Consider the following 24,889-nt stretch of genomic DNA (forward strand, 5'->3'; position numbering starts at 1 on the left):
GAAGAGAATGTTTGCAGTGCACTCAGTTTGGGAATGGTTAGCGTTTTTCGCTATTATTGGTTTTATGTTGGTACTCGATTTGGGTGTGTTTCATAAGAAGTCTCATAAAGTTTCGATTAAAGAATCTTTAGCGTGGACCGGAGTATGGATCTCACTTGCGATGCTCTTCAATGCGTGGGTCTATTACAAAATGGGTCACCAGAAGGGGATTGAGTTTTTTACCGGCTACATTATAGAGAAGGCGTTAAGTGTGGATAACATTTTTGTTATCTCTTTAATTTTTACTTACTTCAGAGTTCCGGCCCAATACCAACACAGAGTTTTATTCTGGGGGGTTTTAGGGGCGTTGTTCTTTAGAATTATCTTCATCTACGCGGGTGTTGCTCTTATCGCCAAATTCAACTGGATGATTTACGTATTCGGAGTCTTTCTTGTATACACAGGTATCAAGATGCTTAAAGACGAAGAAAAGCACGTGGAAGTTGAAGCGAATCCGATGATTAAGTTCGTTAAGAGATTTTGGAAAATTTCTCCAAACTTTGACGGTGAAAACTTTAGAACAACAATTAACGGAGTAACTCATTTCACTCCGCTATTTTTAGTTCTCGTGATGATTGAAACAACAGACATTATCTTTGCAGTTGACTCAATCCCGGCGATCTTAGCGATTACTCCGGATCCATATATTGTTTTTACGTCTAACGTATTTGCGATTTTAGGTTTGAGATCTCTCTACTTCGCGCTTAACGGAATTATGGAAATGTTCGAATACATCAACTACGCTTTATCAGGGATCCTGGTTTTCGTAGGGATCAAGATGATTGTGGCGGGCTGGTATCATATCCCAACAATTATTTCGATTAGCGTCATCTTAGGTCTACTGATTCTGTCGGTTGTTGCGTCGATTTACTTTCCACGTAAACATAAGAAGTTACCCAAAGCTCCGGTATAAATTACCCTATTATTAAATATCCCGAGTTTGATTAGAATCATAAGATCAAACTCGGGGGACTTTATGAAATCGATTAGACTATCACTGTGTATCTTATTTCTTTCATTCATGTCTTTCACCGCAAGATCAGAAGTTAATCTCAATATTAAAATCGCACAAGTCATTGGTTCAAAAACTATTGAAACAGTGAAAACTATTTCAGCAAATTACAATCAAGACATCGTGATTATGCAGGAAGGATTGAAGAATAAAATCGTCATCAATCTTAAGAAGTTTAAAAATGTTCTGGTAAACGGATCAAAAATCAATCCAGTTCAAATTGATATGAAGATGGTAGACGCTGCTAAGAAAATTATTGGAAAACCACAAACGATTACATCGTTTTATAATAATGAAGCTCAGTTTAATGTTCAAAATAGTGCGACATCAGATAGTGGTGCTATGAATTTGTCTTTGAACTTCCAGGAAATCTAGTTAATCAATCCCTTTAAGAAATTTTCAAAGCGATCGAACACTGAGTTGTTTAGTCTTGCTGGTTCGTTCTTGCAGATCTTTATTGAATAACAGTTTTCATCGCGGGCAATATCGTCAATGAAGTCCATTAGGACGACATAGGCCGAAATGCCTTGGTGATGCATTTCCTTAATCTCCAGGACTTTTCCCAGACTCGGACATGGTGTGATTTTGTAGCTGATAGTTCCAATGCAGTCGTCGTTCTTGAAAATTCCAACGAGCTTTAACTTTTGATGATTCTGATACAAGTCGTGCTTGAGTGTGTACTCATAAAACGACAGAGGGTATTCTCTTTGATTGAGAATTCCATACGCCTTTTCAAAGTCTTCCTTGACTGTGATTAATCGAATATCCATATATACATTCCATCCTAGGGGATACTGGAAAATTTACAAGCGGATTTGAGCATCGAGATTAAAAAGAAACAAATTAGTCGGAAATAATTAAATAACCTGGACTGTTTTTTTCGAAATACTTGCTGCTGTCGAGCGGAGTTTTCTAATACTTGCAATGAGTTCAGTCATAGTGTCAGTCGATCGTCTCATTCTCTCCAGAGCAGACGCTATGTCTTTAGGGGGAGAGTCCTGAAGGGATTCAATAGTCATCGACAGAATTTGTAGGGGATTAGACAAGTCGTGAGTGATTCTTTTTAAATTACTGTCGTTTGATTCACGCAGTTCTGCGATTAAAGACTCATAGTTTTGAATCAGCTCATAAGCGTGATCCAACTCTTTTTTGAGCTGCAGATTTTTTTCTCGTAATCCATTTGTGCTAAGTAAGTTGTCCATTATTTGATTATATATGAGGCCCATATTTTTCGCGCTCGGGTAAGAACTTCCATCAGCTTAAGTAAGGTTTAGGATACTTCTTTCCCTAGCTCAAAACCGATGATTTCATTCATAATTGAGTGGAATATTGATACAAAATAAATGAGAATATTAAGAACTTCTCAATAGGAAGATTTATGGAAGCTCCTTACATTATTGGTGTTGCTGGCGGTAGCGGGTCTGGAAAAACGTTCTTTGCCAGAGAGTTACAAAAAATCTTAGGTGACGCCCAATGCACCATTTTATATCAAGACAATTATTACATCGATCAGTCACACCGCTTTGATGGCGATGGTGGATCAGTTAACTTTGATCATCCCGAGAGTTTAGATTTTGCATTGCTGGCGAAGGATCTTTCCGCTTTAAAAAAAGGGAAGTCTATCAAAGTTCCTATTTATGATTTTGCGACTCATACGAGAAAAAAAGAAACATTGGACTGCCATCCTAAAAAAATTATTTTAGTCGATGGAATTTTAATTCTTGATTCTGCTCTCGTCAGAGAAGAATTAGATGAAGCAATCTTTTTCGATACACCCGAAGAGTTGAGATTCAAGCGTCGCCTTGAACGCGATGTTCACGAACGTGGAAGAACGGCCGAAGGTGTAAAAAAGCAATTCGACTTACAAGTTAAACCGATGCATAACCAATTTGTAGAACCATCTAAAAGTTATGCTCAAACAATAGTCAAAGATTTTGGTGACTATCACGAAGCGATAGAGTTTTTTACCAAAAAATTGACATAGAATTTCTTTAGGACACATTGATCATGAAATTAAAATTAGGTCTAGTTTTAGGGCTGTTAATTATTAGCACCTCTGTCTTTGCATCAACTCACATTCTTTTTTTAGGTGACTCTCTCTCTGAAGGTATTGGCCTTGATGAAGAGCAGTCTTTCCCAAGACTTGTCGAAAGAAACTTAAAAGCTAAAAAGCATGATGTGATTGTCACGAATGGTGGAGTGAGTGGATCGACATCAGCGAGTGGTCTGACAAGACTTAAATGGCATTTAAAAAAACCAACAGATATTTTAGTTTTAGAGCTTGGGGCCAATGATGGTCTTCGTGGTTTAAAACTTGAAGAGACAAAAAAGAATCTCGTCGCAATTATCAAAATGGCAAAAGAGAAAAAAGTGAAAGTTTTATTACTTGGACTTTTAATGCCACCAAATTATGGAAAGAAATACACTGATGAGTTCGAAGCAATGTACAAAAAAATTGCATCAACTGAAAAAGTTCCTTTTCATCCTTTCATTTTAAAAGATGTGGCCGGTAAGGCCGAGTTAAATATGCCAGATGGAGTTCACCCGAATGCAAAAGGGCAAGAGCTGGTTGCAAAAACTGTAACTGAGTTCGTGGAGAAAAATTTATGAAAATATCAGTAAAAAATCTTAATAAGCATTTCCTTCAGGGAAAAAATACCATTAACGTTTTAAACGATGTGAACCTAGAGATTAAAAGTGGTGAAATTATCGCTCTTTTAGGTAAATCGGGAAGTGGTAAAACGACAATGCTCTCAATGCTGGCGGGCCTCGATCGTCCGGATCAAGGAAGCATCATCGTTGATGATCAGGACCTGACAAAACTTTCTGAAGAAGCATTATGTGAATACCGTGCTAAAAAATTAGGAATCGTTTTTCAACAATTCCATTTGATCCCGCACTTAACTGCTTTTGAAAACGTTTTATTATCTTTTGAAATTAATGGCCATGAAGATAAAGAGACGGCCATGAAGTGGCTGGAGATGGTGGGATTAAAAGACCGCGCTGATCATTACCCGGCCATGTTATCGGGGGGAGAGCAGCAACGTGTGGCCATTGCACGCGCACTTTCATTTGGACCACCAGTACTTCTAGCAGATGAACCAACTGGAAACCTGGATGTTGAAACAGGAAAGAGCATTATTGATATTCTTTTCAAGATGGTACGCGAAAAGAAAATAACTATGATTCTTGTAACTCACGATGATGAGTTAGCAGCTAAGGCAGATCGCATTGTTCGTCTGATAGGTGGAAAATGCCATTCTTAAAATTCTTCTGGAAAGATTTTAAATCTGACCGCGCGTTTAACTGGTTTTATGTTCTATGTTTAACTTTGGGAATCATCGGTCTTTTATTAGTTGAGTCCTTCAAAGTTGGTATTGAAGAGAAGATTGCCAAAAACGCTAAAAACTTTATTGCTTCCGATTTATCTATTTCAACCAGGCGTGCTCTTGAGCCATCAGAAATAAAAAATATCGAAGGCTTCCTTGTCGAAAAAAAATATCCCTATGCCAGATGGACTGAAACTTATTCACTAGTCATGAAAGTCCATAAAGATAAGAGTGAAACTTTATCAAAGCTTGCTGACTTAAACTTTGTGAGCACTGAGTTTCCTTATTATGGAAGTGTGGTTTTAGAAGACCAGGGAAGAAAAGGCCCGGGGGACTGGAATCCCATTCACGAAACACCAACTGCCTGGATGAGCCGCGATTTATCGTGGGAGTTAGGAATTAAAGTCGGTGATGAAATTAAAGTTGGTGAGGCCATCTTTAAAGTCGGAGGAATTATTTTGCAGGATCAATTCTCTTCTTTTAGAGGATTCAATCTTGCTCCCAAGATTTTTCTTTCATACAACTTCCTTCCACAAACGGATTTAATTAAATTTGGTTCAACGGCGACTTATAGTTATGCCATAAAGTTACCTTCTGATATTCCTGCAAAGGCCGTTCAAAAAGAATTAAGAAAATTAGTGATTGATAAGAGTGTGAAGATCGCAGGACCGGAAGAATCAAGTCAGCAGATCTCAAGATCCTTAGGACTTCTAAGTGACTATTTAAGTTTAATCACATTGATGACTTATCTTCTGAGTTTAGTAGGGCTGTATTATTTCACTCAGCACTTTCTGTCGAAGAAGCTTAAAACATTTTCCATCTATAAAGCAATGGGGATTAAAACGTCATTTCTTTTCCGAGTGAATTTTGCTCATCTCATTCTTTTAACATTTGTTTCAGTCTTAATTTCTACAGGGCTTGTGACAATCGCACTTCCTTATATTGAAGGATTTTTCTCGAAGCTTGTTGGTGAAGAGCTGATCTTCAGATTAAGTGCACTGTCGTTACTGCGTATTCTTGGATTATCTTTTGGTGGAAGTTTATTAGCTTTGGGCCCTCTATTCTGGGGAGCTATGCAAACTCCAGTGGCCACAGTCTTTCAGGATCTACCATCAGAGCTAAAACGCATTAAGCTTTATTACTTTCTCCCGCTCTTGATTTATATCATTATTTTGGCAATCCTATTGGCCAATTCATTTAAGGTCGGATCAATTTTCTTAGGAGCTCTAGGTTTAATTATTATCCTGGCAGCAGTCTGCTTTAAAGTGTTCACTTACTTGTTAGATCGTTTTTCAGGCAGCATGAAGCTCGTCAATCGCCATGCTTCAAGGACATTGAGCCGTTACTTCACTTCATCATTCACAATCTTCATTTGTTTATTGATGGGGATGACTCTCACAACATTCATTTTTCAATTAGAGAGTTCACTTCGTCAGGAGTTCACTCAAACTTATGGCGATAGAAGACCAGATCTTTTCATCTTTGATTTACAAGACACACAAGCAGAGGAATTCGAGGCCATCACAAAGTCTGAAGGATGGAATCGCACGATATTTGCACCAATGATCAGAGCAAGACTCATTAAAATCAATGGTGAGCCATTAGCTAAAAGAGATGCTCCTGAAGGAGATCAGAATTTCCAGACTCGCGAAGATGACAATTCAGAACGCACGAGAAATCGCGGAGTCAATTTAAGTTACCGCTCAGAACTATCGTGGTCAGAAACTTTAGTAGCAGGGAAATTTAACGGAGAGAAATGTAATCCCGAAATCGCTCCATGTGAAATTTCACTAGAGCAAACTTATGCCAGACGTTTAGGAGCAGAGCTTGGTGACAAACTCATCTTTGATGTCAGTGGAATTGAAGTTGAAGGGATTGTGACAAGTTTTAGAACAGTGAAGTGGACAAGTTTTGAACCTAACTTCTTTATTCTTTTCCAACCAGGGATTTTAGAAGAAGCTCCTAAAACTTACTTATCTTCAATCAAAGTGAAATCAATCGAAGAAAGAAGAAGAGTCTTCTCAAAAATGGCAGAGACTTTTCCAAGTGTTTCGATGCTGGAAGTTTCAGAGCTGGTAAGAAAGATCACAACCATTTTTGATTTAATGGCGATTGCGATTAAATTTATTTCATTTTTATCGCTCTTTGTGGCCTTAGTTGTTTTAGTAGCAGTTAGTTTTAATCATCTTGAATTACGAAAAAGAGAGATGAGTTTATTCTATATGCTTGGGCTCGATACTGAATCCATCAAGAAAATTTATAGCAGAGAGTTTAGCTTCCTTATTACTTTGTGTTTTATTCTCTCAATTTCTTTTGGCTCGGCATTAACAGTAGTCATTATGAAAAAGGTCTTTAATACAGAGGCCGTTTTAAGAATGGGATTCGTCGCTCCTATGATGGCCGGACTAGGTTTCATTTTATTTACCATTGTGGCCCTTCGAGTCCGCAAGCTAGTAAAGAATAAGAACCTTTTTTAAGACTTGTTCATCCAATTAACACTTTGATAAGATCACGATATGACAAACTTTATCGTGATCTTCATTTGCCTTATTGCCGGAATCCTTTGTAAAAGACTTCGTCAATTCCCTCATCAAACTCCACAAGCATTCAATGCTTTTATTGTCTACATTACACTTCCAGCTCTCGTCTTTTCACAAGTGCCACGCATGCTGGTTAATTTAGATTTTAGTGGAAACTGGTGGCTGCCGGTTTCAATGGCATGGATTTGTTTTGTGTTTTCTTATTTCATTTTTTCTTTCATCGGAAAAAAGCTGCAATGGAGAGACGCTACAATCGGGGCCTTGATATTAACAGCAGGTTTAGGAAATACATCATTCGTTGGGATCCCACTTCTTGAAGCTCTCATTGGTAAAGAAGCAGTTCCGGTTGGAATTCTTATCGATCAAGCGGGAAGCTTCCTGGTTCTCTCAACATTGGGAATTGTTGTGGCCGCACTTTATTCAGGTGCTAAGATCACTCCGGCCTTTATAGGAAAGAGAGTTTTTACTTTCCCTCCCTTCATCGCTTTATTACTTACGATTGTCTGGTTTATTTTCTTCGGAAGAGCAAACCCAACAAGCTTAGATGCCATTTACCCTTCAATGGAAAAAATCGCAGCGACACTTGTGCCTCTGGCATTATTCTCCGTAGGCTACCAATTGCATTTTGACCTGGCCGTTTTCAAAAAACGCTGGATTCCTCTAACTCTAGGTTTGGTTTTTAAATTACTAATCTTCCCGGCCTTCTTCGCATTCTTTTACCTGAAACTTTTAGGAGGCAATGACCTTGCCACTCACGTTGTCGTTTTAGAATCGGCCATGGCCACTATGATTACAGCAGCAGTTGTCGCCAATGAATTCAATCTTGATAGTGAGATATCCAACCTGATGGTAGGCGTGAGCATTCCGCTGTCTCTCATTACAGTACCATTATGGAAGTATTTTTTAGGTTTTTAGATATTAACGAAGCGCTGATAAATTTCTGGAAGCTCTTTTAAGATAACCGGCTTCAATTCAATGTCAGCGTTTGAAATAGTTTCTTCTAAAAGTTCATACGTTAAGATTTTTTGGTACTCATTTGAAATGGGTGCATAACTTAAATGCCATCTCTCAGGAGCAATCCCACCTAAATCGTGAGCGTAGGGTCTAAAAAATCTAAAATGCTTTAAATTATCATCCAGCCATAAGTGAAAATCAGCAAAGACTCCACCGGGTTGTGATTCCTGTGGCACCAATTGCACTTTATAGCCCTCAGGCATGCGACTGCTGTCATAAACATCCATATCACTACCCCAGTGATGGCGACTCGCTCCTGGAAGCGCAGACCATCTTAAAATCGCATAGACGACTTCAGTAGGCGATAGCGTATCGTAATCGAGAGGGACACCATAAGAGTCTAGTAGTGGCCTTAACCCTTTTGCTTTAGCATTCCAGATATTCAACTGCTGATCAAAACCTCTAAAAGCACTGGCCAGTTTTAAAGAAAATCCAGCTGCGGCCGCTTCATCTCGCATTGTTCTTAGTGAAGATAATACTTCCTTATGAACCAAAAGATTACTTTCTTCATCTAAAACTAAATGTTCTTGAGTCTTGCCGGTGATGATGTCTTTCATACTTAAACCTTGGTATTTAATTGCCCGCATGCTGCTAGTATATCATCACCTTTAGTGGTTCTGATAAGTGCCGGCAAATTATAAGTTCCAATTATTTTCTGGAACTCCAAAATACTCGAGTCTAATGGACGCTGATACTCAGACCCTGGAAACGGGTTAAAAGGGATCAAGTTAATGATGGCCATTTTCCCCATTAAGAACGCTCCAGTGGCGTGGGCGTCTTCAGGAGTGTCGTTAAAGTCTTTAATAAGTAGGTACTCGTAAATGACATACTGTTTTCTCGCTAGAGGAATCGTGTCGATGTAATCCATGACTTCCTGAAGCGGGTAACGTTGATTGATCGGGATAAGCTTATTTCTTTTTTCTTCAAAAACAGAGTGAAGTGATAAGGCCAGGTTTACCCCAGGCATTTCTTCATTCCAGCGTTTTAGTCCTGGAAGATACCCAGCTGTTGAAACAGTAATTTTTTGGACACCCAAACTCATTCCATGCTGAGAGAGGAAAATCTCACTCGCTTTTTTAACAGCATCAAAATTGTGAAGGGGTTCGCCTTGCCCCATATAAACGATATTTTTTAACTGGTGATCATCTGGACGATTTTCTTTCAGCCAGTTCCAGGCAAGAATGAATTGCCCGATAATTTCATCAGTTGATAAATGTCTCTTCAGGCCCTGAGTTCCTGTAAAACAAAACGAACACTTCATCGCACATCCAACCTGAGTTGAAAGACAGATCGTGTATTTGCTTTGAAAAGGAATCAGAACTGATTCAACTCGCTGGCCATCTTTAAGTTTCACAAGCAACTTTACAGTCTGATCAGTCGACTCATGAACGAGTTCAATTTCAGGAAGTGTGAAATCAAAATTTGTCGTAATAAATTCACGAGCTGCTTTTGAAAGATTGTGGTGATCACAAGCTTCAATTTTCTTTTCTTTGTAATGATGGCGATAAAGGAGTGAAGCACTCGCAGGATTAACAGCATTATTCTTCAATAGATCCTGAAGATCTTCAAAATTGTGCTGATAAAAAGACGTTTTAGTGTTCATTAAAGTTTTGTGACATCGACAACAATTAAGGATTTTTCATAATCCTCAAGAATCGTACACTGCTCACCCAAATCAAGTTTATAGAGTTTCTCTGCATCCTTATCATAAATAAACCTGAAATCACATTCGGCCTTTAAGATAATTGATTCATTTTGAGAGAGCTTAACAACTGAAATCAAGGATTTTGCGTAGCTTCGGTCTGTCATGACGTTAAAGTCGCGGCAAGGGCCGTTGACTAATGTGCAGTTGACTGGAGTTTCGCCCTGAAAATAGATTGGGGTTTGATCATCAGTAAGAGTTGTATTCAGACCTTCTAAATGAAACCCGTTTCCTTTAATGAGCATTAAAATGCGGTCAATGTTAGGGAAAGAAGAGAAGGGGCCATCGCTATTTACCGAGGCACAAGAAATTCGAAATAAAAAAGATTCACCGGCAGGAATACGAAAGAGTTCTGTCGTTACTCCACCACCATTTTTCCATGGCATTTCCAGAAAATCTTTTTTAGTTAAAGTTAGAATAAATTATCCGCGGTTTTTCATCGTTAAACCTTTTAAGAAATTTCGAAGCAATTGATCTCCGCATTCGCGGTAGTTCACATGATCTTTTTTTCTTAATAGGGCAGAGAGTTCCGAGCGGCCAACACTGAAGCCAGCTGTTTTTAAAACGTCGTGCATATCATCTTCTTTTAGAGCGAATGCCACGCGAAGTTTTTTCAAAACAACATTGTTAGAAAGAGGAAGTTCAAAAGGAACTGGTGGGCGAGACTCATCTTTGCCACGCTTATAATAAACCAGACCGTCTAAGAAGTGGGCCATAACTTCATCGCTACACTTGATGTAGCCTTCGTCTTCTTCGTTTAATAAATAAGCTTTAATCTCGTCCAGAGGAACGGTGATATCAGCAAGCTTCATGATCTCCACGAGCTTGGCGTCGCTTACGTCTAAGAGAAAGCGGATGCTGCGAAGATAGTCATTATTAGTCATATAGATTCCAGATTAAGGGGGTAAAGCTGTTGCATTATAGTGGCTTTGAAACGGTCTGGGGACTAGTTTCGGGAGGAACTATTACCTTTTTACATGAAATTTCCTTTTAGGTTGTGGTTTTTTTGCCAAATGTTACCGTCTGTCCATATTTTAAACACCCCAACGAACGGAGCTAGTTTATGAAGTCAAAAACTCTTGTGCTTGCATGTGCCCTAACGGCAGCCTCTTTCAGCTTTAATGCTTTTTCTCAGGATTCTGCAGTATGTGCTGATCCATTACAAAAAATTTGTAAGGATACAGAGGGACTTCGCGCTCAAAGAGAAGTTTATATCAGTAAGCTAAAATCAGAGATCGCTGCTGAGGCTGACAGAAATGCAGCTCCAAAAATCGAAGAAATGAAAAAGAAGATTTCTAGAATTCACTTCATTAAACGTGCTATTGAAAGTTTCAAAATTAAAAACCGTGAGACAATGGCCTCTGCTAAAAAGAGAATTGGCGATATCGAAACAGTTGTAACAAATCCAGCAAATGTAGCTCTACTTAAAAGCTATATGAGACAAGCAATCGACGAAAGTCATTTCAACGATGCTACAAAAGAAAACTTTAAGGCCATTCAAAGTACAGTTCTTATTGGTAACTTTGCAGACTTTATTGAAAGATCAGGTCTTGAAGACGATGCTCTAGGACAATTATTAGGAAGCCCATGTGGAGCTGACGGAATGGTTGCTAACGCATTCGCGACGACAATTAAAGATCAAAGATACGTTTTAATTTGCCCAGGATTCTTAATTGCTCTTTCTCAAACTGCTTCTCCGAAAGAAAGATTAAACAGTGTTCTTCAAGCAGTTTCTCATGAAATGGGTCACCATATCGATAACTCTCAAGTAGGTAACGAGCTTTATAAGCCATACCTTTCATGTCTATCTGAAAACTATGTTGATAAATTCAACAGCACAGATGAAGATAAAAAATACTGTAAGAAAACTGCAAAAGATGCAGCAGACTGTAACTTGAAGATTACAACTAGCCACGCTGGTGAATTGATTGCAGACGCTTGGGGTATTAAAGTTTTAAACATCCACGCAAGAACAGAAGCTATGTCAATTCCTCAAGCTGATTCAATGTTAACAAGCAGCTGGGCAAGTTTATGTAACACTGGTGACGAAGGTATTCACCCAACTGGTGACTTCAGAATCGGGACATTACTAAGAACTAACCCTGATATCTCTGATTACCTGTCATGTAACAACTCGTCTATTACTAGACCAGCTTGTGCACTTGAAGGCGCTGTTAACCTTTAATAATGGCTTTCTAATTAAGTTTGATTTAGAATCTCCAGTGATATGAAGAGTGTCACTGGAGATTTTTTTTATGTTTGCTCAATACAATATTTCCGCGATCCTTATCTGTGCCGTCCTTAATATGGTCCTTGGCTTTATCTGGTATGGACTTATTTTTAGTAAGGCCTTTATTCAACTGATGGGCATCGGCCCTGATCACATGAGTGATCCGGCCTCTCAAAAAGCAGCAGTCCATGGCTATTTCGCTTCATTTTTTTCTTCTATTTTAATGGCCGTTATTTTGAGTTATCTCATCATTTTTAGCCATTCAACAACTGCGCTAGAAGGTTTGAAATTAGGACTTCTTTCGTGGCTTGGATTTACCCTGACAACGATGCTTCCAAATCATTATTTTTCAATGAAACCTTTAAAACTCGCATTAATTAATATCTCTTATCCCATGGTCGGATTATCATTAATGGGTATGATCCTGGCATTCTGGAGAAAGTAATGAGAATTCTTATTTTAATTTTAGCTATTTCTGTTGTTAGTTTTTCTTGCACGAAGAAGGTTGAAAAGCCTGCAGTGACTATCGGTCACTATTCAAAGCAAGTTGTTCAGATCACAGAAGTCATTACCAAACTGATGAATGAGCCTGATGTGAAAGTTATGAACTTTATGGCCGACGGAGTAGAATCAACACGCGCAATCAGTTGCGATGCTGTTGGTGAAGAATGTAATGCTTATTATGAATTCATTAATAAGATTGTCGATCTGACAAAAGATGGAGAATTAAGTGCGAAAGACCGCGAGATCTTAGTTCAATATCAACAGCGCGTGTTCACTGAACTTAAAAAGAGCGATATAAAAATTCAACAAGAATGGAAGGATTATATTAACTCAGGCAATAAAGACTAAGGTTTTTTTAGTCTTACTAGAACCATGCTGGTCGATAACTCTCTTCCCAGAATCAGTTGAAGCCAGCGCCATCCCTTAATCGGTTTGCAATAAAGATCTTCAATAACAAAACCACTATTTTTAAAAAGCCTTTCAAAGCTTGCTATTGATAATTTATTCAGGCCACCGGCCACTTCGTGAAAATGAGTTGCGCCATCATGATAGTATTGGTTTCTCCAGCGAACCAGAGCTTTTTCGGTAAAGATTAAATGGGCCCAGGGAAAGACTGAGAAGGCATGCCCACCATAAGGGTGATACCATGTAGGTCCAAAGCTGATATAGGCCTCTCCACCTGAATGAAGGCAATTAAACATGATCTTTAACATCTCTGCGGGATGATCAAAATGTTCAAAAGCATCGATTGAAATAACCATATCTGCTTTTGATGTTAGGTCAGTCGGTAGAGTTGTCTCAAATGAGCAATTGTCGAGTTGAATTCGCTTTCGATTGTTTTGAACAAGCTCATCGCGGATCTCAAGTCCCAGAGCAAGTTTAGCTCCCCAGCGTGCCATTGTTTCTGTATCACCACCATGTCCACAGCCAAAATCTACGACAAATTTTCCGGCTACTTTTTTAGGAAAACTATCAGTGAAAATTTTATCGAGTGATAAACGATTTTCCGACACAGGTGCAGCAGTATCGATTTGATAAAACTTTTTTAGAAAAAAAAACTGAATGCTAGAAACCATGTTGTACATCCGACTAGTTTATAGGGTTTTGTAAAATTGAAAAAGAAATTTAAAGGTATTAATTAAAAAATCTAATCCTTTCTTTGAGTTAAGTTTATAAGTGTGCCGTTATTAACACAAAGACCCGGTGGAGAAATCACCGGGTCTATTGTGGGCCAATTTTCTATTGATAATGAGTTCTAATAAAAGAACGTTATTACATCACTTCTTGATACTTCCGAAGGCGTATCCTCCATGGCCATGTCCAGATATATTTTACATCTATCTAAATACTCATCTGTTAAGTCCATTAGCTTAGATTCTGGAATTATTTTTTCCGCCATTGGAAACATCACCTGTTCCTCTTCTTTTAAATGGTTTTTTAATAAACTAGTCAGGACTCTCATTTTAGAGTCTATTTCTTCTGACCAGGAAACTTCAGCACCCATTTGTTTTAACTCGTCGACGAGTTCATAAGCTATTTCATGTTCGTCTTTTCCATGTAGTCCTTCCATGCGAACTTCTTTATTCGTGGAGTCTTGAAGGGTGCTATAAAAAACTTCTTCTTCTGCTTTGGCATGCATATTGAAAATGGGAAAAAATAAAGTGGCCGTTGCCTGCTTGTCTTTAGCAGGTGTTTCTGAATTCATAAGAATGGAGATATATTCTTTAAGGTATTTGTGATGATTTTCGAGTATTGGAATGATGCTTGTTTCATCATCTTCTTCATCAAGAGATATTCGCAGTTGTTTTAGAGTCTCTTTTTCGTAAGTCATGAAGAAGTCCTTTGTTATCCGAATCTGTTTTTCAAATTCACTTAGTAATACTGCAATTTCAAAACCAAAGGAGTTGAATGTATTTCCAATATGTATTCAAATGCTCTCGGGGAATATTTGGACTACTCGGGGGAAAAAAGTTTTTTACTCAAGAAAAACTTTAGAAAAAAATCACCCTAAGAAAAAACACTTAGGGTGACAAAAAATTAGTATTTAACTGCCAGAAATGAGCTTAGACCCCAGCGTTTTAAAATGGAATCACTTGGATTATAACTTGGTAATTTTCTTTCAAATAAAGTTCGAATTTGTTCGAGGGAAAGATCAGTTCCTTCAATGTTGATAATGTTTGAGTTTAAACTATCCAACCAGTTTTTCAGAAGTCCAGGATACATTGGGTCGAACGCTCTCACTAAATCCTCAACCTCATTAAACTTAATTAAAAATTTTGCATCACGATTTGGAGTGCTCCAGTCTTCATAGGCCTGAGTCCCAGGTCTGCAGTCATGACTTCTACAATATTCATAACCATCACGGACAATTTTAATTCTGATATAGGTATAGTTAACTAAATCAGTAATACCAGTTGTGACCAAACTATTCGGGTCATAGTCTTTATGGACACGACTTAAAACGAATTGAATAAAAGACATGTATTGCTTTTGCAAAGTAGAATCAAATTGTTCTTCTGAATACCTTGAATCGTTTGTCTTAGCGTTTAATGTCCATGAATTTCTATTCACCACCGGCCATCTAAAGGCCATGATTTCTCGCACTCCTCTTATTGGCCAGGCCTGATCAACAAAAGCTTCCTTATAGAGTGGACGAACTTCTCTGGGAGCAGTTGAAGAGAAAGTAAAAATAGGAAGGCTTGTTGGATCATCATAATAATTTTGCGTGATGGTTCTCATGTGCCCTGAACCATTTGTCTGGCTTACAATAAACGATCCGGCCTGCAATCCTTTTTGAGTGACCGCAACTCGAAAGCCATCTGTATTCATAATTGTTCTGGTGCTGGTCATATCCATGACATAATTTAGGGCGGCCATGAATAATCTATCATCATACCAGTTGGCCGATGTCGGTAGATCTTCCCATTGTTTTCTCATCGAAAAATGCCCGAAGAGTGATCCTGTGTCAGAAACAGTGTTTGCGACAGGAAGGGAGTAGATGCGGGCAAAAATCCAGCGATAACCAATCACAGCATCAGCGCAATCAGTGGGGATATTATATCTTATATAGAAATCATCGGTTATTTCTGACTTCAACCAATCAGCATATTTTTTTTCCCATTCATCATTCCATGAACTTGTCGCAGTCCAGAGCTCTTTATTTTTTTTCGTATCTACTAACGTATCAACCGGCCATGATTCAAGTTTTTTGACTGAAGTGAAATCAGAATAATTTTTTTGAATATACTCTCTTGCTTCTTCAACGTTTTTAAATGGATAAGCAGAAATTTTATCCTGGTAATCGCCAAAGTCCTGGCGATAAAATTTAACCTGAATACTGTCGTCATCGTCATCAATGGTTACAAAATGGCGGGAGTGAGAATTACTTTTCACCCAGGTTTCATGTGCTGAAACATTGTGAATAAAGAGGAAAAATATGAAGCAGACTAAAAAAGTAGGGACAAATTTATTCATTAAGCACCTCTATGGTTAACGTTTGTTAATCAACAACTTGAATGTTGAAACTAACGTTCACTTTGCAAGAGCAAAACCGTTTTAAAATGAAGAAATACTTAATTACTTTTTTCTTCCGACGCCAAAGTAAGCAGTGGTTGCAAGCTTCATCGTATTACTTGAATAAGTTGAGTTTAAATGTTGAATAATTTTTTCGTTAATCGAATTCCACTCTTCAGGAGAGTGTTTGATTTTTAATAAAGCAATCGGTGCTCCACCTTCAGACATTAATTTCCAAAACATATTAGGAGTAATTTCTGGAAGATCCATTGTGACTTCGTGAATAATCACTGATTGAAAACCAGCAGCTTCCATTTCAATTTTAAAGAGCTCGGGATTTTCTAATGTACCTGAATTAGCACGAGGTGAAGGAGCATCAGGGAGAGCGGCCTTAACGGCAGCACTTGTTGCTTGCATGAGCGTCGATTTTTCAAGGGGGGCCCAGCTTGAAACAATGGCAAGGCCATTTGGTTTTAAAACACGATAAAGTTCTTTGAAGCCTTTTATACGATCAGGGAAAAACATTAGTCCAAAAAGAGAGAAGGCGTCGTTAAAGGTATTGTCTTTGAAAGGAAGATTCTGTCCGTCGCCATAAGTGATCTCAACATTTTGAATTTCTCTTTTATTCAGTCTTGCTCGCAAGTCAGAAAGCATGTCCGTTGAAAAATCCAATGCGTGAACATTGTTAACCAGGTTGGCCATCATACAAGTCAGGATACCTGTTCCGCAGGCCACATCAAGAACACTGGAAGATTTATCAGCAGGCAAAATTTCTAATGCCTTCTTTGCAAAAGGGGTCATTACCCAATCGGCCATCTCTCCGTAATTTTCTGCGACTAAATTCCATGGTTCTGAATTTGATAAAGGATTATTTGATGTAGACATAAAAACCTCAAGGTTATTAATAACTATGAGCTTCTGAAGAGAATTCATCAAGTAAAAAGTTTTAGATTAATTCCCTAGGAGAAATTAATAAGCTTATATAAAATATGCTGATGAAATTCTTAAAATATACTCTTTTTGCATTGCCAGTTCTTTTTTGTGGGCTTGCTATTTTTCTGGTGCACAAAGAATTGATGACCATTTCTTTTCATTCCTTACATAGTGAAATTGCCGATTGGTCTAGTTATAAAATTGAAATTGCTCTGCTTCTTACATTTGTAAACTTTGTTGTGCTAAGCGGATATGACTGGATAGGGTTAAAGACAATTAAGGCACAACTTGGTTGGTTGAAAACTTTTAAGATTTCTTTCTTTGCTTACTCACTAAGCAATCTGGTCGGTCATTCACTCATCTCAGGTGCTTCGTTACGTTTAAGATACTATTCGCGAGAAGGATTAGAATTAAGACAGATTAGTCATATCTCTTTGCAAAATACGATTTCATTCTGGTTGGGGTTTTTGACTCTTGGTGGAGTTGGATTAATTATTTATCCAAATGATGCGAGTGCAATAGGGCTTAGTATTCAGTTGATAGATGTCATTGGATTCTTATTACTCATCCCGGTCATTTGTTATATGGGGGCCAGTTGGTTTTATGCAGAAAAAGAATTTACATTTGGTAAGCATATTGCCATTTCAATTCCTACAACCAAAGAAGCTTTGGGATTTCTGTCGCTGTCTGTGCTTGATCTGACTTTATGTTCACTGGTGATGTATTTTTTGTTACCACCCGATGCCAATATTCAGTTTACTCATTTCCTTGTTTTATTTGTGACTGCTCAGCTGGCCGGGTTAATTAGTCAGGTGCCAGGTGGATTAGGGGTTTTTGATAGTGTGCTCCTTAAGTTATTAGTTCCATTTGCTCCTGCTCATGAACTGTTAACATCATTTGTCCTATTTAGAATCATATACTATTTCATTCCATTTTTTTTAACTCTGGCCGGAGTGGCAACAGATGAAATGATTTTAAAAAGAGAGCATACGAAAAAAGCGACAGCTATTATCAGGACGATGCTTTCTCCCATCATTGCTCAACTTTTAGCAATTGCGACATTCATCAGCGGAATTGTTTTACTTTTTTCGAGCGTATTCCCGGCCATTGCTTCAAGAACACATAATCTTCATAAGGTTGTTCCTTTATTTGTTATGGAACTCTCACATTGGGCTTCATCAATCACAGGGTTATTCTTATTATTTCTTTCTTTTAAGTTGTGGGGAAAAAATAAAAAAGCCCTGCATATGGTGCAGATTCTCTTAATCGTTGGAATCATCACTTCTTTATTGAAGGGCTTTGATTATGAGGAGGCCATTCTTCTAAGTGTGATTCTTGCTTTCTCATTATTTACTAAAGATGCCTTTTATAGAACATCACCACCACGTTTTATTGATAATACAAACTTCCAAATAATCATCATCCTTGGAATTCTATTACTGAGTATGTATGCCGGTCTGTTTGCCTATCAGGAAATTCCTTATTCAGATGCACTTTGGTTTAAGTTCCACTCGCGTGGTAATGCTGAACGATTTCTGCGCTCGACATTAACCTTATTTACGATTTTTATTTTTATTGCTGTTCGCACTTATTTAAAATCAGATAAGCATGTTGATGAGCCACTGATGACTCCAGAAGAAGAAGGAGTTATTGAAGAAATTCTAAAAAATGTAACCGAGACAGATGCTCAATTAGTATGGACTAAAGATAAGCACATCATGATTTCTGAAGATAAGAAGGCCTTTATCATGTACGGCATTCAATCTGATTCATGGGTTGTTTTAGGTGATGCATACGGCGAGCCAGCTTCCAGAAAAAAATTAATGCATGATTTTATCGTCAAGGCAGACCTTCAAGGGGCCAAGCCTGTTTTTTATCAATTAAGTGAAAGATCCCTCGGGCAGGCGCTAGAAGAAGGACTACAAATTTTCAAATTAGGCGAAGAAGCACACATCGACTTAACGACATTTTCTCTGGAAGGCAGTTCAAGAAAAAGTCTTCGCAATAATGAAAAGCGTGGAGAAAAAGAAGGGCTAAGTTTTAGAATCGTTCCGAAGAGTGAAGTGCCTGCGATCATGAATCGTTTAAAAGAAATTTCTGATATCTGGATGAAAGACAAAAATGCGAAAGAAAAAGGATTCTCTCTAGGTTTTTTTAGAGAGGATTATATCAAGCATTTTCCATGTGCCATTATAGAAAAAGATGGAAAGATTATGGCCTTTGCTAATTTATGGTTAGGAGCAGGCAATGAAATTAGTATCGATCTAATGAGATACGACACAGCTTCACCTCATGGGATTATGGATTATCTTTTTGTGAAAATTCTTCTGTGGGGCCAAAGTGAAAACTTTAAAAGCTTCAACTTTGGAATGGCGCCATTGTCCGGGCTTCGCTCAAATCCATGGGCCCCATTATGGTACAAACTAGGCTCTTTCATTTATAGACATGGAGAACATTTTTATAACTTCCAGGGTCTTCACGATTATAAGGCCAAGTATGATCCACAATGGAAGATGAGATTTATTGCTTCTTATGGGGGATTATCATTCTTAAGAACACTAACAGATGTGACTTTCTTGATTGGCGGTGGCGCACTTGGAGTATTAGGATTAAAAAAGGATAAGTAATGAAAATGTTTTTACTATTAATTTGTCTCCTATTTTCTACTGTGACTTTTGCTAAAACAGAAACATTTAATGCCGGACGATTTGGTAAGGTCACAATCTATGGTGCTGAAAAAGATTCACCTTCGCAGTTCATACTTTTTCTCTCTGGTGATGGGGGATGGAACGCTGGTGTTGTCGATATGGCCAATAGTCTGGAAGCACCTGATACAGTGGTCGTTGGAATCAGCACTCCTGCTTACTTTAAAAATTTATTAAAGAGTAAAGAGAAGTGTCATTACGTTGCAGCTGATCTGGAATCTTTGAGTCATTTGATCCAAATGAAATTCAATTTCAAAGAATATGTTATCCCAACATTAGTTGGTTACTCATCTGGAGCAAGTTTAGTTTACGGTGTACTTGCCCAAGCGCCATCGAATACTTTTAAAGGAGCGATCTCTTTAGGTTTCTGCCCGGATATAGAGGCCGATAAACCTTTATGTAAAGGGAGTGGGTTGGAATCAACTGTTCTGAAAAAAAATAAAGACTTTCTCATGAAGCCTTATGAGAAACTAAAACAACCATGGGTTGTTCTTCATGGGAATATTGATCAGGTTTGTTCATTTGCTGAACAAAAAAAATTCACTGAAGGATTACCTAATACGACTTTTGTAGAACTCAATAAAGTAGGACATGGCTTTAGCGTTCAAAAAAATTGGATGCCTCAATTTAAAGAGGCCTTTACTAAAATTATTGATCTTGATCGCCCCAAAGCAAAAAATCCAGCTATTCAGGATTTGCCAGTTGAAGAAATGGAAGTGGAAGGAAAATCAAATAGTACTTTGGTGGTTATTCTTTCTGGAGATGGAGGATGGGCAAGTCTTGATAAAGATCTTGCAGGTGCCTTCAACGAACAAGGCTACAGTGTTGTTGGTTTAAATTCATTGAAATATTTTTGGAAACCTAAAACAGAAGATGATATTGGCCGAGACCTGAATCGCATCGGTGTTCATTACATGAAAGAATGGAAAAAAAGTAAAATCCTATGGGTTGGTTACTCTATGGGAGCAGATGCTCTTCCATTTGGACTTAATAGAGTTTCTGATGAAGTAAAAAAGCAAAGTTTGGCTTCGATCTATATTGGCCTATCAAGAAATGCAGAATTTGAATTTAACTTTTCAAACTGGTTAACGACTGGTGCATCCGAAGATGGCAAGCCTACCAAACCAGAAATTATAAAACTTTCCAGTAGTGCATCCTCTTTAAAAAATATTTGTATCTTTGGAACTGAAGAAGATGATAGTGGGTGTGAAGTCTTAAAGGAAAACATCAAAGTTATTGAACTTCCAGGTGGCCACCATTTTGGTGGAGACTATGATAAAATCGCCGCACTTATTTTAAAGAGCATCTAGATAGTTTAGTATTATTAATCACTTATTGTGTGATTTGACGATATTTCCTATTGCGGATAATATATATCCACAATAGGAGGTGCATAATGAAAGCACGCATGAATTATTACCCACAATTTACTGAAGCCTTTTCTAAACTAAACGACGTCGAAGGAATGCTTCAAAACTCAACTCTGGATAAGCACCTGATCCATTTAGTGAAAATTCGCGCTTCACAAATCAATAACTGTCATTTCTGTATTGATCTGCATGTGAAACAAGCAAGAAAAGATGAAGAAAGAGAAATGAGACTTCACCATTTATCTACATGGCATGAATCAACTCTTTTTACTGATAAAGAAAAAGCAGCATTGAATTGGACTGAGGTTCTTACTAAACTTAGTTCGAATGATGTGAGTGATGAACTTTATCTGGCGACAAGACAACATTTTAACGAAAAAGAGATTACAGAATTAACAATGTCCGTAGCGCTAATTAATATGTGGAATCGTTTCGGTGTGAGTTTCAAATCAGTAGCAGGATCAATGGATAAAGCTCTTGGTGTGGAGAATGTTAAACTATGATTCTTGGTAATCAAGTTGAATGGGCACTTCACTGTATGACAGTGCTTGGAAGGATGCCGGAAGGAGTGCAGGTTTCTGCAAAACTTCTGGCAGAGTTTCATGGTGTTCCCAAAGAGTATTTATCAAAGGCCATGCAAGCTCTTGCGGCCGCAGGTCTGGTCAATACCACGCCAGGTCCTAAAGGTGGTTATAGTTTATCTCGAGCCCCTTCAAAAATTACGATGCTTGATATTGTTGAAGCTGTAGAAGGCAAAAAAGTGACTTTTAATTGCCAGGAAATCAGAGGCAATATCCCATGCAAAGGTAAACCTGCAAAACCAACTTCTGTTTGTACAATCGCCAGTGTGATGTATAAGGCCGACAATGCATGGAGAGATGTTTTAAGAAAGCAAAAACTCTCTGACATGATAAGCTCTGTCATTGAAGTGGTTCCAGAAGATGCTTTGGAATATTCTAATAATTGGTTGTTTGAAAAAAATTAAACTTATTGGACAAAGTATTCGAACTGGAACAAGATCAAAGCAGTTATTTCTACCAAGGATTAAGTATGCTTTATATTCTTCTTGTCTGGATTTTGTCTGCTCTCGCTTTACTCATTACATCTAAGCTTGTTAAAGGATTTGAAATCAAAGATTTCAAAGCGGCCTTGATAGCGAGTTTAGTGATCGGATTGTTAAACGCTGTTCTTCGTCCTATTCTGTTATTTCTTACTCTTCCGATCAATATCCTAACTTTAGGACTCTTCACTTTCGTAGTGAATGCCATCGTTTTAAGATTAGCGGCCGGAATGATGTCGAGTTTTAAGATCGCCGATTGGATGACTGCTATTATCGGAGCATTTGTTCTTGTAATCGTTCAGATCCTGATGAACATATTCGTCACTTTCTAGCCAACTTGAACTCAATTTGATTTTGTGTTATAAAAAAGGAACAGGTGCTTCGAAGGTGCCTGCTCCCGTCCAAGAGAACCTCACTTCGAATTTCTCCTCTCATACATTTAATCTTTTGGTTACCAATCACGGGAAGGTAACAATGCCAAAGGAGTATTTGTTATGTCACGTTCTAGTATCGAATCGTTAAAAATCAGGGCCAAGCTTCTGCAGAAGTCCAAAAAGAAATCCGGAAAAGAAATTCAATTAAAAGATGCGCTTCAAATTGTGGCGAAGGCAAGAGGCTTTGAATCATGGCGAGAGCTCAATGCGAATTTCGAGGAAACCGATTTATTTAATCCAGCTCATTGGAGCGCACAGTGGAAAGTCTGGTACAACACTGTTGATGAAGCTCGCACCAATTTAAAAGCGTCAGAGTTTCTTCTGCCTTATCACAAACAATTTTTTATCTGTGATGTTCACTACATTCAAGCTTTGGGAATTTCACCAGAGGATAGTGACTTAAACGCGATAGGAAATGACTGGACAATTCCACAGAATAAAAACGCGTGGGAAAGAGTTGTGCAGAAAATTCGTGAAGCTCAAAAGACAAAGTAAAAAAATGGCCCGGATAAAAGCGGGCCTATTATTAGTGGCTGGAAGTTCTGATTAAGGACTATATTGAAACTAAGTAGGGAGAAGCTGGTCGTTTTTTTTCCCTCATTTATTTGTTTAATCTTCCGAAAAGAGAGTTAATCGGAGATTAAAATGAAATATACATTTGCACCAAAAACTCACTTAGATGCTTTCTCATTTTTTATGCAAGTGCCATTTTATAGTATGTGGGATGTTTTTTATAAAAAGGATCTGGTGTTTAGTGGAGATGAAGTTACATCAATTGAATTAAATTTAAATGAAAGTCCGACATATAGAATGTTTTACAATGCAAAAAGTTTTCATGGTTACATAGATATTAGAGAAAAATTCATTAGAGATGATTTTATGAATGTCGAAGTGAAGACTGTGAATAAAAACTTTCAGGCGATTTGCCAGGAATCGCTAAAAGAAGGATGGGATTTAACATTTCACCGTAATTCACCAGTGCTTTGGGTTGTTGCCACATCAATTATAGTGACATTCTTTTATTGGCTATTTTCAGTTCCATTTAATTTTTTAAATCCAGAAATCGTAGGCAATACTTTATGTGATCTCAATTGCGTAAACACTGCCTGGAAAAAAGTCATGACTATTTATATGAGTATGAGCGTTTCGATGGCCTGTTTATTTGTCACGGCCTATCTGATTCTTTTCAGAGCGAAGTTGTATAAAGAAGCAAGATTTTATAGATCAATTCAAACATCAGCAATTCTCGTTTTTACTGTTTCATCTTTCAGAATGGCCGCTGACGTAAAAAAAGTTTTCACTCAGGAGTTTTCGACTCAGGTTCAGATGGTTTATCAACCTCAGAATTTCAAAACGACTGCTGAAAGAGGGATTGCTTCGCAGAAGGGATTTGATAAAGTTGACTAATTTTATCTCCAATCATTAATCTTTTAAATTTTTTCACCATTTCCTGAGAATCTGATTAAAATAGAGACACTACTAATCGTTTCAAAGGAATGAATCATGCAAATGGAAAAAGACACAATTATCGATTACTTAATTTCTTCTGGTGCAGAAGTAGATACAAATAGCCTTACAAGTCTTTCACTTATGGATCTTATTGATATGCTAGTAGACCACGCTAGCGAAACAGATCTTGATTACGAAATTCTTTCTACAGCTTTCGCAAGCAGAGTTCACCCAGATCGTTTCGAACAATTTCATGAAGCAGTAATGAGCCAATATGAATCAATTCAAGACGGACAAGAAATCCCAGAATCGACATTAGATAGAATCGCAGTTCAATACAGATAATAAAAGAAGGCCCGCTTTTCGCGGGCCTTTTTACTTTTTAGTCTTGGAAGTCAGCTGGTTCAGAAAACTCTTCAATATAAGAGCCATTTTTATTCACAAGAAAGTTCTCGTAGATATATCCCTTGTAGTCTTGTAAACATTCATTAAATTCTCTATCTGCTTCTTCTTCACTTACTTCATCGTTATATTCGCATGAATCAGTAAAGGCAGCGTCAGCGCGAACAGTACCGTAGAAACCAACAAGCTCAGATCCTTTATAGATAACTCTGATTGATTCAACATCTAGAGTTGGATCTCCTAGAAGATTGTATGGGCCTTCTAAAACCGTATCACCCCAGATGTTTGCAAGTTCTTCTGAAACTGCTTCCATTTTTTTAAGGATAGTTGCTTTTTGAGCAGCTGGAAGTTTTGCTTCTGAAAAAGATTTTTCATTATAATTTCCAGATTCATACAGGTCGTTAACTTGAGAGTTTGTTAAAGCGAAGGCGTTGATTGAAGAGATAAGAAGAAGAGTAGCGATGATCGATTTCATATGTAGTCCTGGTTAAGTTGAGGCGTTATATGGGAAATGGTGAGTGGATTCAAGATTTATAAAGGGATGGTGTTTATCTAATAATTAGAATGAAGGTCCAGATGATATCGATTATGTGATATTGATTGTTTAGCTTGGAAGTATTGTTGAGAAATTTGCTTTTTCAACTAATATTCAT

At 37.8% G+C, this 24,889-nt stretch carries 29 protein-coding genes; 18 read left to right on the forward strand and 11 right to left on the reverse strand.

Annotation, left to right across the window (positions count from 1 at the left end):
- The first annotated feature begins 7 nt into the window (after positions 1-7).
- Both SHI21_RS02845 and SHI21_RS02850 read left to right on the forward strand, forming a co-directional pair.
- A complete protein-coding gene (locus tag SHI21_RS02845; RefSeq protein WP_323574605.1) occupies positions 8-952 on the forward strand; it encodes a TerC family protein in 945 nt (314 codons plus the stop codon).
- Positions 953-1,015: 63 nt separating this feature from the next.
- A complete protein-coding gene (locus tag SHI21_RS02850) occupies positions 1,016-1,426 on the forward strand; it encodes a hypothetical protein (protein ID WP_323574606.1) in 411 nt (136 codons plus the stop codon).
- On the opposite strand, the gene SHI21_RS02855 is transcribed toward SHI21_RS02850, so the two are convergent.
- Both SHI21_RS02855 and SHI21_RS02860 read right to left on the reverse strand, forming a co-directional pair.
- On the reverse strand, positions 1,423-1,821 hold the full coding sequence (locus tag SHI21_RS02855; protein ID WP_323574607.1) for a hypothetical protein: 399 nt from the start codon (positions 1,819-1,821) through the stop codon (positions 1,423-1,425). The genes SHI21_RS02850 and SHI21_RS02855 overlap by 4 nt on opposite strands.
- Positions 1,822-1,908: 87 nt before the next feature.
- The gene (locus tag SHI21_RS02860; RefSeq protein ID WP_323574608.1) at positions 1,909-2,253 is read right to left on the reverse strand and encodes a histidine kinase dimerization/phospho-acceptor domain-containing protein; all 345 of its coding nucleotides are present in this window, start codon (positions 2,251-2,253) and stop codon (positions 1,909-1,911) included.
- Positions 2,254-2,429: 176 nt separating this feature from the next.
- On the opposite strand from SHI21_RS02860, the gene udk reads away from it, so the two are divergent.
- The 5 genes from udk to SHI21_RS02885 are packed head-to-tail and all read left to right on the forward strand — an operon-like array spanning position 2,430 to position 7,835.
- Complete coding sequence (gene udk, locus SHI21_RS02865) at positions 2,430-3,035, forward strand: uridine kinase (RefSeq protein WP_323574609.1); 606 nt, start codon at positions 2,430-2,432, stop codon at positions 3,033-3,035.
- Between the two features lie 23 nt (positions 3,036-3,058).
- Positions 3,059-3,661, forward strand: a complete 603-nt coding sequence (locus SHI21_RS02870) for an arylesterase (protein ID WP_323574610.1) — start codon at positions 3,059-3,061, stop codon at positions 3,659-3,661.
- Positions 3,658-4,317, forward strand: coding sequence for an ABC transporter ATP-binding protein (locus tag SHI21_RS02875; RefSeq protein WP_323574611.1), 660 nt, complete (start codon positions 3,658-3,660; stop codon positions 4,315-4,317). The genes SHI21_RS02870 and SHI21_RS02875 overlap by 4 nt, the downstream gene beginning before the upstream one ends.
- Positions 4,305-6,857: an ABC transporter permease gene (locus tag SHI21_RS02880; RefSeq protein WP_323574612.1), complete on the forward strand. Its 2,553-nt coding sequence runs from the start codon at positions 4,305-4,307 to the stop codon at positions 6,855-6,857. Before SHI21_RS02875 ends, SHI21_RS02880 begins: the two co-directional genes overlap by 13 nt.
- A 39-nt stretch (positions 6,858-6,896) precedes the next feature.
- The gene (locus tag SHI21_RS02885) at positions 6,897-7,835 is read left to right on the forward strand and encodes an AEC family transporter (RefSeq protein ID WP_323574613.1); all 939 of its coding nucleotides are present in this window, start codon (positions 6,897-6,899) and stop codon (positions 7,833-7,835) included.
- On the opposite strand, the gene SHI21_RS02890 is transcribed toward SHI21_RS02885, so the two are convergent.
- Genes SHI21_RS02890 through SHI21_RS02905 form a run of 4 tightly spaced genes read right to left on the reverse strand, consistent with a single transcriptional unit; the run spans position 7,832 to position 10,520 of the window.
- A complete protein-coding gene (locus tag SHI21_RS02890; protein ID WP_323574614.1) occupies positions 7,832-8,521 on the reverse strand; it encodes a M15 family metallopeptidase in 690 nt (229 codons plus the stop codon). The genes SHI21_RS02885 and SHI21_RS02890 overlap by 4 nt on opposite strands.
- Positions 8,494-9,537, reverse strand: a complete 1,044-nt coding sequence (rlmN, locus tag SHI21_RS02895) for a 23S rRNA (adenine(2503)-C(2))-methyltransferase RlmN (protein WP_323574615.1) — start codon at positions 9,535-9,537, stop codon at positions 8,494-8,496. The genes SHI21_RS02890 and rlmN overlap by 28 nt, the downstream gene beginning before the upstream one ends.
- A complete protein-coding gene (locus SHI21_RS02900) occupies positions 9,537-10,055 on the reverse strand; it encodes a HutD/Ves family protein (protein WP_323576256.1) in 519 nt (172 codons plus the stop codon). Before SHI21_RS02900 ends, rlmN begins: the two co-directional genes overlap by 1 nt.
- A gap of 3 nt (positions 10,056-10,058) precedes the next feature.
- Positions 10,059-10,520, reverse strand: coding sequence for a YehS family protein (locus tag SHI21_RS02905; protein WP_323574616.1), 462 nt, complete (start codon positions 10,518-10,520; stop codon positions 10,059-10,061).
- A gap of 179 nt (positions 10,521-10,699) precedes the next feature.
- On the opposite strand from SHI21_RS02905, the gene SHI21_RS02910 reads away from it, so the two are divergent.
- The 3 genes from SHI21_RS02910 to SHI21_RS02920 all read left to right on the forward strand — a co-directional run bounded on the left by SHI21_RS02910 (position 10,700) and on the right by SHI21_RS02920 (position 12,718).
- Positions 10,700-11,821, forward strand: coding sequence for a hypothetical protein (locus SHI21_RS02910; RefSeq protein WP_323574617.1), 1,122 nt, complete (start codon positions 10,700-10,702; stop codon positions 11,819-11,821).
- Positions 11,822-11,891: 70 nt separating this feature from the next.
- Positions 11,892-12,311 (forward strand): DUF1761 domain-containing protein, encoded by a 420-nt coding sequence (locus tag SHI21_RS02915; protein ID WP_323574618.1) that lies wholly within the window; start codon positions 11,892-11,894, stop codon positions 12,309-12,311.
- The gene (locus SHI21_RS02920) at positions 12,311-12,718 is read left to right on the forward strand and encodes a hypothetical protein (RefSeq protein WP_323574619.1); all 408 of its coding nucleotides are present in this window, start codon (positions 12,311-12,313) and stop codon (positions 12,716-12,718) included. The genes SHI21_RS02915 and SHI21_RS02920 overlap by 1 nt, the downstream gene beginning before the upstream one ends.
- Here the strand turns inward: SHI21_RS02920 and SHI21_RS02925 are convergent.
- From SHI21_RS02925 to SHI21_RS02940, 4 genes are all read right to left on the reverse strand, one after another.
- Complete coding sequence (locus SHI21_RS02925) at positions 12,715-13,446, reverse strand: class I SAM-dependent methyltransferase (protein WP_323574620.1); 732 nt, start codon at positions 13,444-13,446, stop codon at positions 12,715-12,717. The two genes, SHI21_RS02920 and SHI21_RS02925, sit on opposite strands and share 4 nt — an antisense overlap.
- A gap of 179 nt (positions 13,447-13,625) precedes the next feature.
- Entirely contained in the window at positions 13,626-14,201 is a 576-nt protein-coding gene (locus SHI21_RS02930) for a hemerythrin domain-containing protein (protein ID WP_323574621.1), read from the reverse strand.
- Between the two features lie 206 nt (positions 14,202-14,407).
- Positions 14,408-15,844 (reverse strand): hypothetical protein, encoded by a 1,437-nt coding sequence (locus tag SHI21_RS02935; RefSeq protein ID WP_323574622.1) that lies wholly within the window; start codon positions 15,842-15,844, stop codon positions 14,408-14,410.
- 102 nt (positions 15,845-15,946) lie between these two features.
- Positions 15,947-16,768 carry a class I SAM-dependent methyltransferase gene (locus SHI21_RS02940; RefSeq protein WP_323574623.1) on the reverse strand — a complete coding sequence of 274 codons (822 nt, stop codon included), beginning with the start codon at positions 16,766-16,768 and terminating at the stop codon, positions 15,947-15,949.
- 110 nt (positions 16,769-16,878) lie between these two features.
- On the opposite strand from SHI21_RS02940, the gene mprF reads away from it, so the two are divergent.
- The 8 genes from mprF to SHI21_RS02980 all read left to right on the forward strand — a co-directional run bounded on the left by mprF (position 16,879) and on the right by SHI21_RS02980 (position 24,179).
- Positions 16,879-19,443 (forward strand): bifunctional lysylphosphatidylglycerol flippase/synthetase MprF, encoded by a 2,565-nt coding sequence (gene mprF / locus SHI21_RS02945; RefSeq protein ID WP_323574624.1) that lies wholly within the window; start codon positions 16,879-16,881, stop codon positions 19,441-19,443.
- Positions 19,443-20,831, forward strand: coding sequence for an AcvB/VirJ family lysyl-phosphatidylglycerol hydrolase (locus SHI21_RS02950; RefSeq protein ID WP_323574625.1), 1,389 nt, complete (start codon positions 19,443-19,445; stop codon positions 20,829-20,831). The genes mprF and SHI21_RS02950 overlap by 1 nt, the downstream gene beginning before the upstream one ends.
- Before the next feature lie 86 nt (positions 20,832-20,917).
- Positions 20,918-21,394, forward strand: coding sequence for a carboxymuconolactone decarboxylase family protein (locus SHI21_RS02955; protein ID WP_323574626.1), 477 nt, complete (start codon positions 20,918-20,920; stop codon positions 21,392-21,394).
- Positions 21,391-21,876 (forward strand): RrF2 family transcriptional regulator, encoded by a 486-nt coding sequence (locus SHI21_RS02960; protein WP_323574627.1) that lies wholly within the window; start codon positions 21,391-21,393, stop codon positions 21,874-21,876. The genes SHI21_RS02955 and SHI21_RS02960 overlap by 4 nt, the downstream gene beginning before the upstream one ends.
- 65 nt (positions 21,877-21,941) lie before the next feature.
- Positions 21,942-22,283, forward strand: a complete 342-nt coding sequence (locus SHI21_RS02965) for a phage holin family protein (protein ID WP_323574628.1) — start codon at positions 21,942-21,944, stop codon at positions 22,281-22,283.
- Between the two features lie 162 nt (positions 22,284-22,445).
- A complete protein-coding gene (locus SHI21_RS02970) occupies positions 22,446-22,880 on the forward strand; it encodes a glyoxalase superfamily protein (RefSeq protein WP_323574629.1) in 435 nt (144 codons plus the stop codon).
- Positions 22,881-23,030: 150 nt separating this feature from the next.
- On the forward strand, positions 23,031-23,792 hold the full coding sequence (locus tag SHI21_RS02975; protein ID WP_323574630.1) for a hypothetical protein: 762 nt from the start codon (positions 23,031-23,033) through the stop codon (positions 23,790-23,792).
- A gap of 96 nt (positions 23,793-23,888) precedes the next feature.
- A complete protein-coding gene (locus SHI21_RS02980) occupies positions 23,889-24,179 on the forward strand; it encodes a hypothetical protein (protein WP_323574631.1) in 291 nt (96 codons plus the stop codon).
- Positions 24,180-24,216: 37 nt separating this feature from the next.
- On the opposite strand, the gene SHI21_RS02985 is transcribed toward SHI21_RS02980, so the two are convergent.
- Complete coding sequence (locus SHI21_RS02985; protein WP_323574632.1) at positions 24,217-24,711, reverse strand: hypothetical protein; 495 nt, start codon at positions 24,709-24,711, stop codon at positions 24,217-24,219.
- Positions 24,712-24,889: the final 178 nt, after the last annotated feature.

The organism is Bacteriovorax sp. PP10 (assembly GCF_035013165.1).
In the GTDB taxonomy this organism is placed as follows: domain Bacteria; phylum Bdellovibrionota; class Bacteriovoracia; order Bacteriovoracales; family Bacteriovoracaceae; genus Bacteriovorax; species Bacteriovorax antarcticus.

What these genes read in the sequence shown, in the direction of transcription:
- SHI21_RS02845 (WP_323574605.1), top strand. Translation starts at nt 8, where the DNA reads ATGTTTGCAGTGCACTCAGTTTGGGAATGGTTAGCGTTTTTCGCTATT.
- SHI21_RS02850 (WP_323574606.1), top strand. Translation starts at nt 1,016, where the DNA reads ATGAAATCGATTAGACTATCACTGTGTATCTTATTTCTTTCATTCATG.
- SHI21_RS02855 (WP_323574607.1), bottom strand. Translation starts at nt 1,821, where the DNA reads ATGGATATTCGATTAATCACAGTCAAGGAAGACTTTGAAAAGGCGTAT.
- SHI21_RS02860 (WP_323574608.1), bottom strand. Translation starts at nt 2,253, where the DNA reads ATGGACAACTTACTTAGCACAAATGGATTACGAGAAAAAAATCTGCAG.
- udk (WP_323574609.1), top strand. Translation starts at nt 2,430, where the DNA reads ATGGAAGCTCCTTACATTATTGGTGTTGCTGGCGGTAGCGGGTCTGGA.
- SHI21_RS02870 (WP_323574610.1), top strand. Translation starts at nt 3,059, where the DNA reads ATGAAATTAAAATTAGGTCTAGTTTTAGGGCTGTTAATTATTAGCACC.
- SHI21_RS02875 (WP_323574611.1), top strand. Translation starts at nt 3,658, where the DNA reads ATGAAAATATCAGTAAAAAATCTTAATAAGCATTTCCTTCAGGGAAAA.
- SHI21_RS02880 (WP_323574612.1), top strand. Translation starts at nt 4,305, where the DNA reads ATGCCATTCTTAAAATTCTTCTGGAAAGATTTTAAATCTGACCGCGCG.
- SHI21_RS02885 (WP_323574613.1), top strand. Translation starts at nt 6,897, where the DNA reads ATGACAAACTTTATCGTGATCTTCATTTGCCTTATTGCCGGAATCCTT.
- SHI21_RS02890 (WP_323574614.1), bottom strand. Translation starts at nt 8,521, where the DNA reads ATGCGGGCAATTAAATACCAAGGTTTAAGTATGAAAGACATCATCACC.
- rlmN (WP_323574615.1), bottom strand. Translation starts at nt 9,537, where the DNA reads ATGAACACTAAAACGTCTTTTTATCAGCACAATTTTGAAGATCTTCAG.
- SHI21_RS02905 (WP_323574616.1), bottom strand. Translation starts at nt 10,520, where the DNA reads ATGACTAATAATGACTATCTTCGCAGCATCCGCTTTCTCTTAGACGTA.
- SHI21_RS02910 (WP_323574617.1), top strand. Translation starts at nt 10,700, where the DNA reads ATGAAGTCAAAAACTCTTGTGCTTGCATGTGCCCTAACGGCAGCCTCT.
- SHI21_RS02915 (WP_323574618.1), top strand. Translation starts at nt 11,892, where the DNA reads ATGTTTGCTCAATACAATATTTCCGCGATCCTTATCTGTGCCGTCCTT.
- SHI21_RS02920 (WP_323574619.1), top strand. Translation starts at nt 12,311, where the DNA reads ATGAGAATTCTTATTTTAATTTTAGCTATTTCTGTTGTTAGTTTTTCT.
- SHI21_RS02925 (WP_323574620.1), bottom strand. Translation starts at nt 13,446, where the DNA reads ATGGTTTCTAGCATTCAGTTTTTTTTTCTAAAAAAGTTTTATCAAATC.
- SHI21_RS02930 (WP_323574621.1), bottom strand. Translation starts at nt 14,201, where the DNA reads ATGACTTACGAAAAAGAGACTCTAAAACAACTGCGAATATCTCTTGAT.
- SHI21_RS02935 (WP_323574622.1), bottom strand. Translation starts at nt 15,844, where the DNA reads ATGAATAAATTTGTCCCTACTTTTTTAGTCTGCTTCATATTTTTCCTC.
- SHI21_RS02940 (WP_323574623.1), bottom strand. Translation starts at nt 16,768, where the DNA reads ATGTCTACATCAAATAATCCTTTATCAAATTCAGAACCATGGAATTTA.
- mprF (WP_323574624.1), top strand. Translation starts at nt 16,879, where the DNA reads ATGAAATTCTTAAAATATACTCTTTTTGCATTGCCAGTTCTTTTTTGT.
- SHI21_RS02950 (WP_323574625.1), top strand. Translation starts at nt 19,443, where the DNA reads ATGAAAATGTTTTTACTATTAATTTGTCTCCTATTTTCTACTGTGACT.
- SHI21_RS02955 (WP_323574626.1), top strand. Translation starts at nt 20,918, where the DNA reads ATGAAAGCACGCATGAATTATTACCCACAATTTACTGAAGCCTTTTCT.
- SHI21_RS02960 (WP_323574627.1), top strand. Translation starts at nt 21,391, where the DNA reads ATGATTCTTGGTAATCAAGTTGAATGGGCACTTCACTGTATGACAGTG.
- SHI21_RS02965 (WP_323574628.1), top strand. Translation starts at nt 21,942, where the DNA reads ATGCTTTATATTCTTCTTGTCTGGATTTTGTCTGCTCTCGCTTTACTC.
- SHI21_RS02970 (WP_323574629.1), top strand. Translation starts at nt 22,446, where the DNA reads ATGTCACGTTCTAGTATCGAATCGTTAAAAATCAGGGCCAAGCTTCTG.
- SHI21_RS02975 (WP_323574630.1), top strand. Translation starts at nt 23,031, where the DNA reads ATGAAATATACATTTGCACCAAAAACTCACTTAGATGCTTTCTCATTT.
- SHI21_RS02980 (WP_323574631.1), top strand. Translation starts at nt 23,889, where the DNA reads ATGCAAATGGAAAAAGACACAATTATCGATTACTTAATTTCTTCTGGT.
- SHI21_RS02985 (WP_323574632.1), bottom strand. Translation starts at nt 24,711, where the DNA reads ATGAAATCGATCATCGCTACTCTTCTTCTTATCTCTTCAATCAACGCC.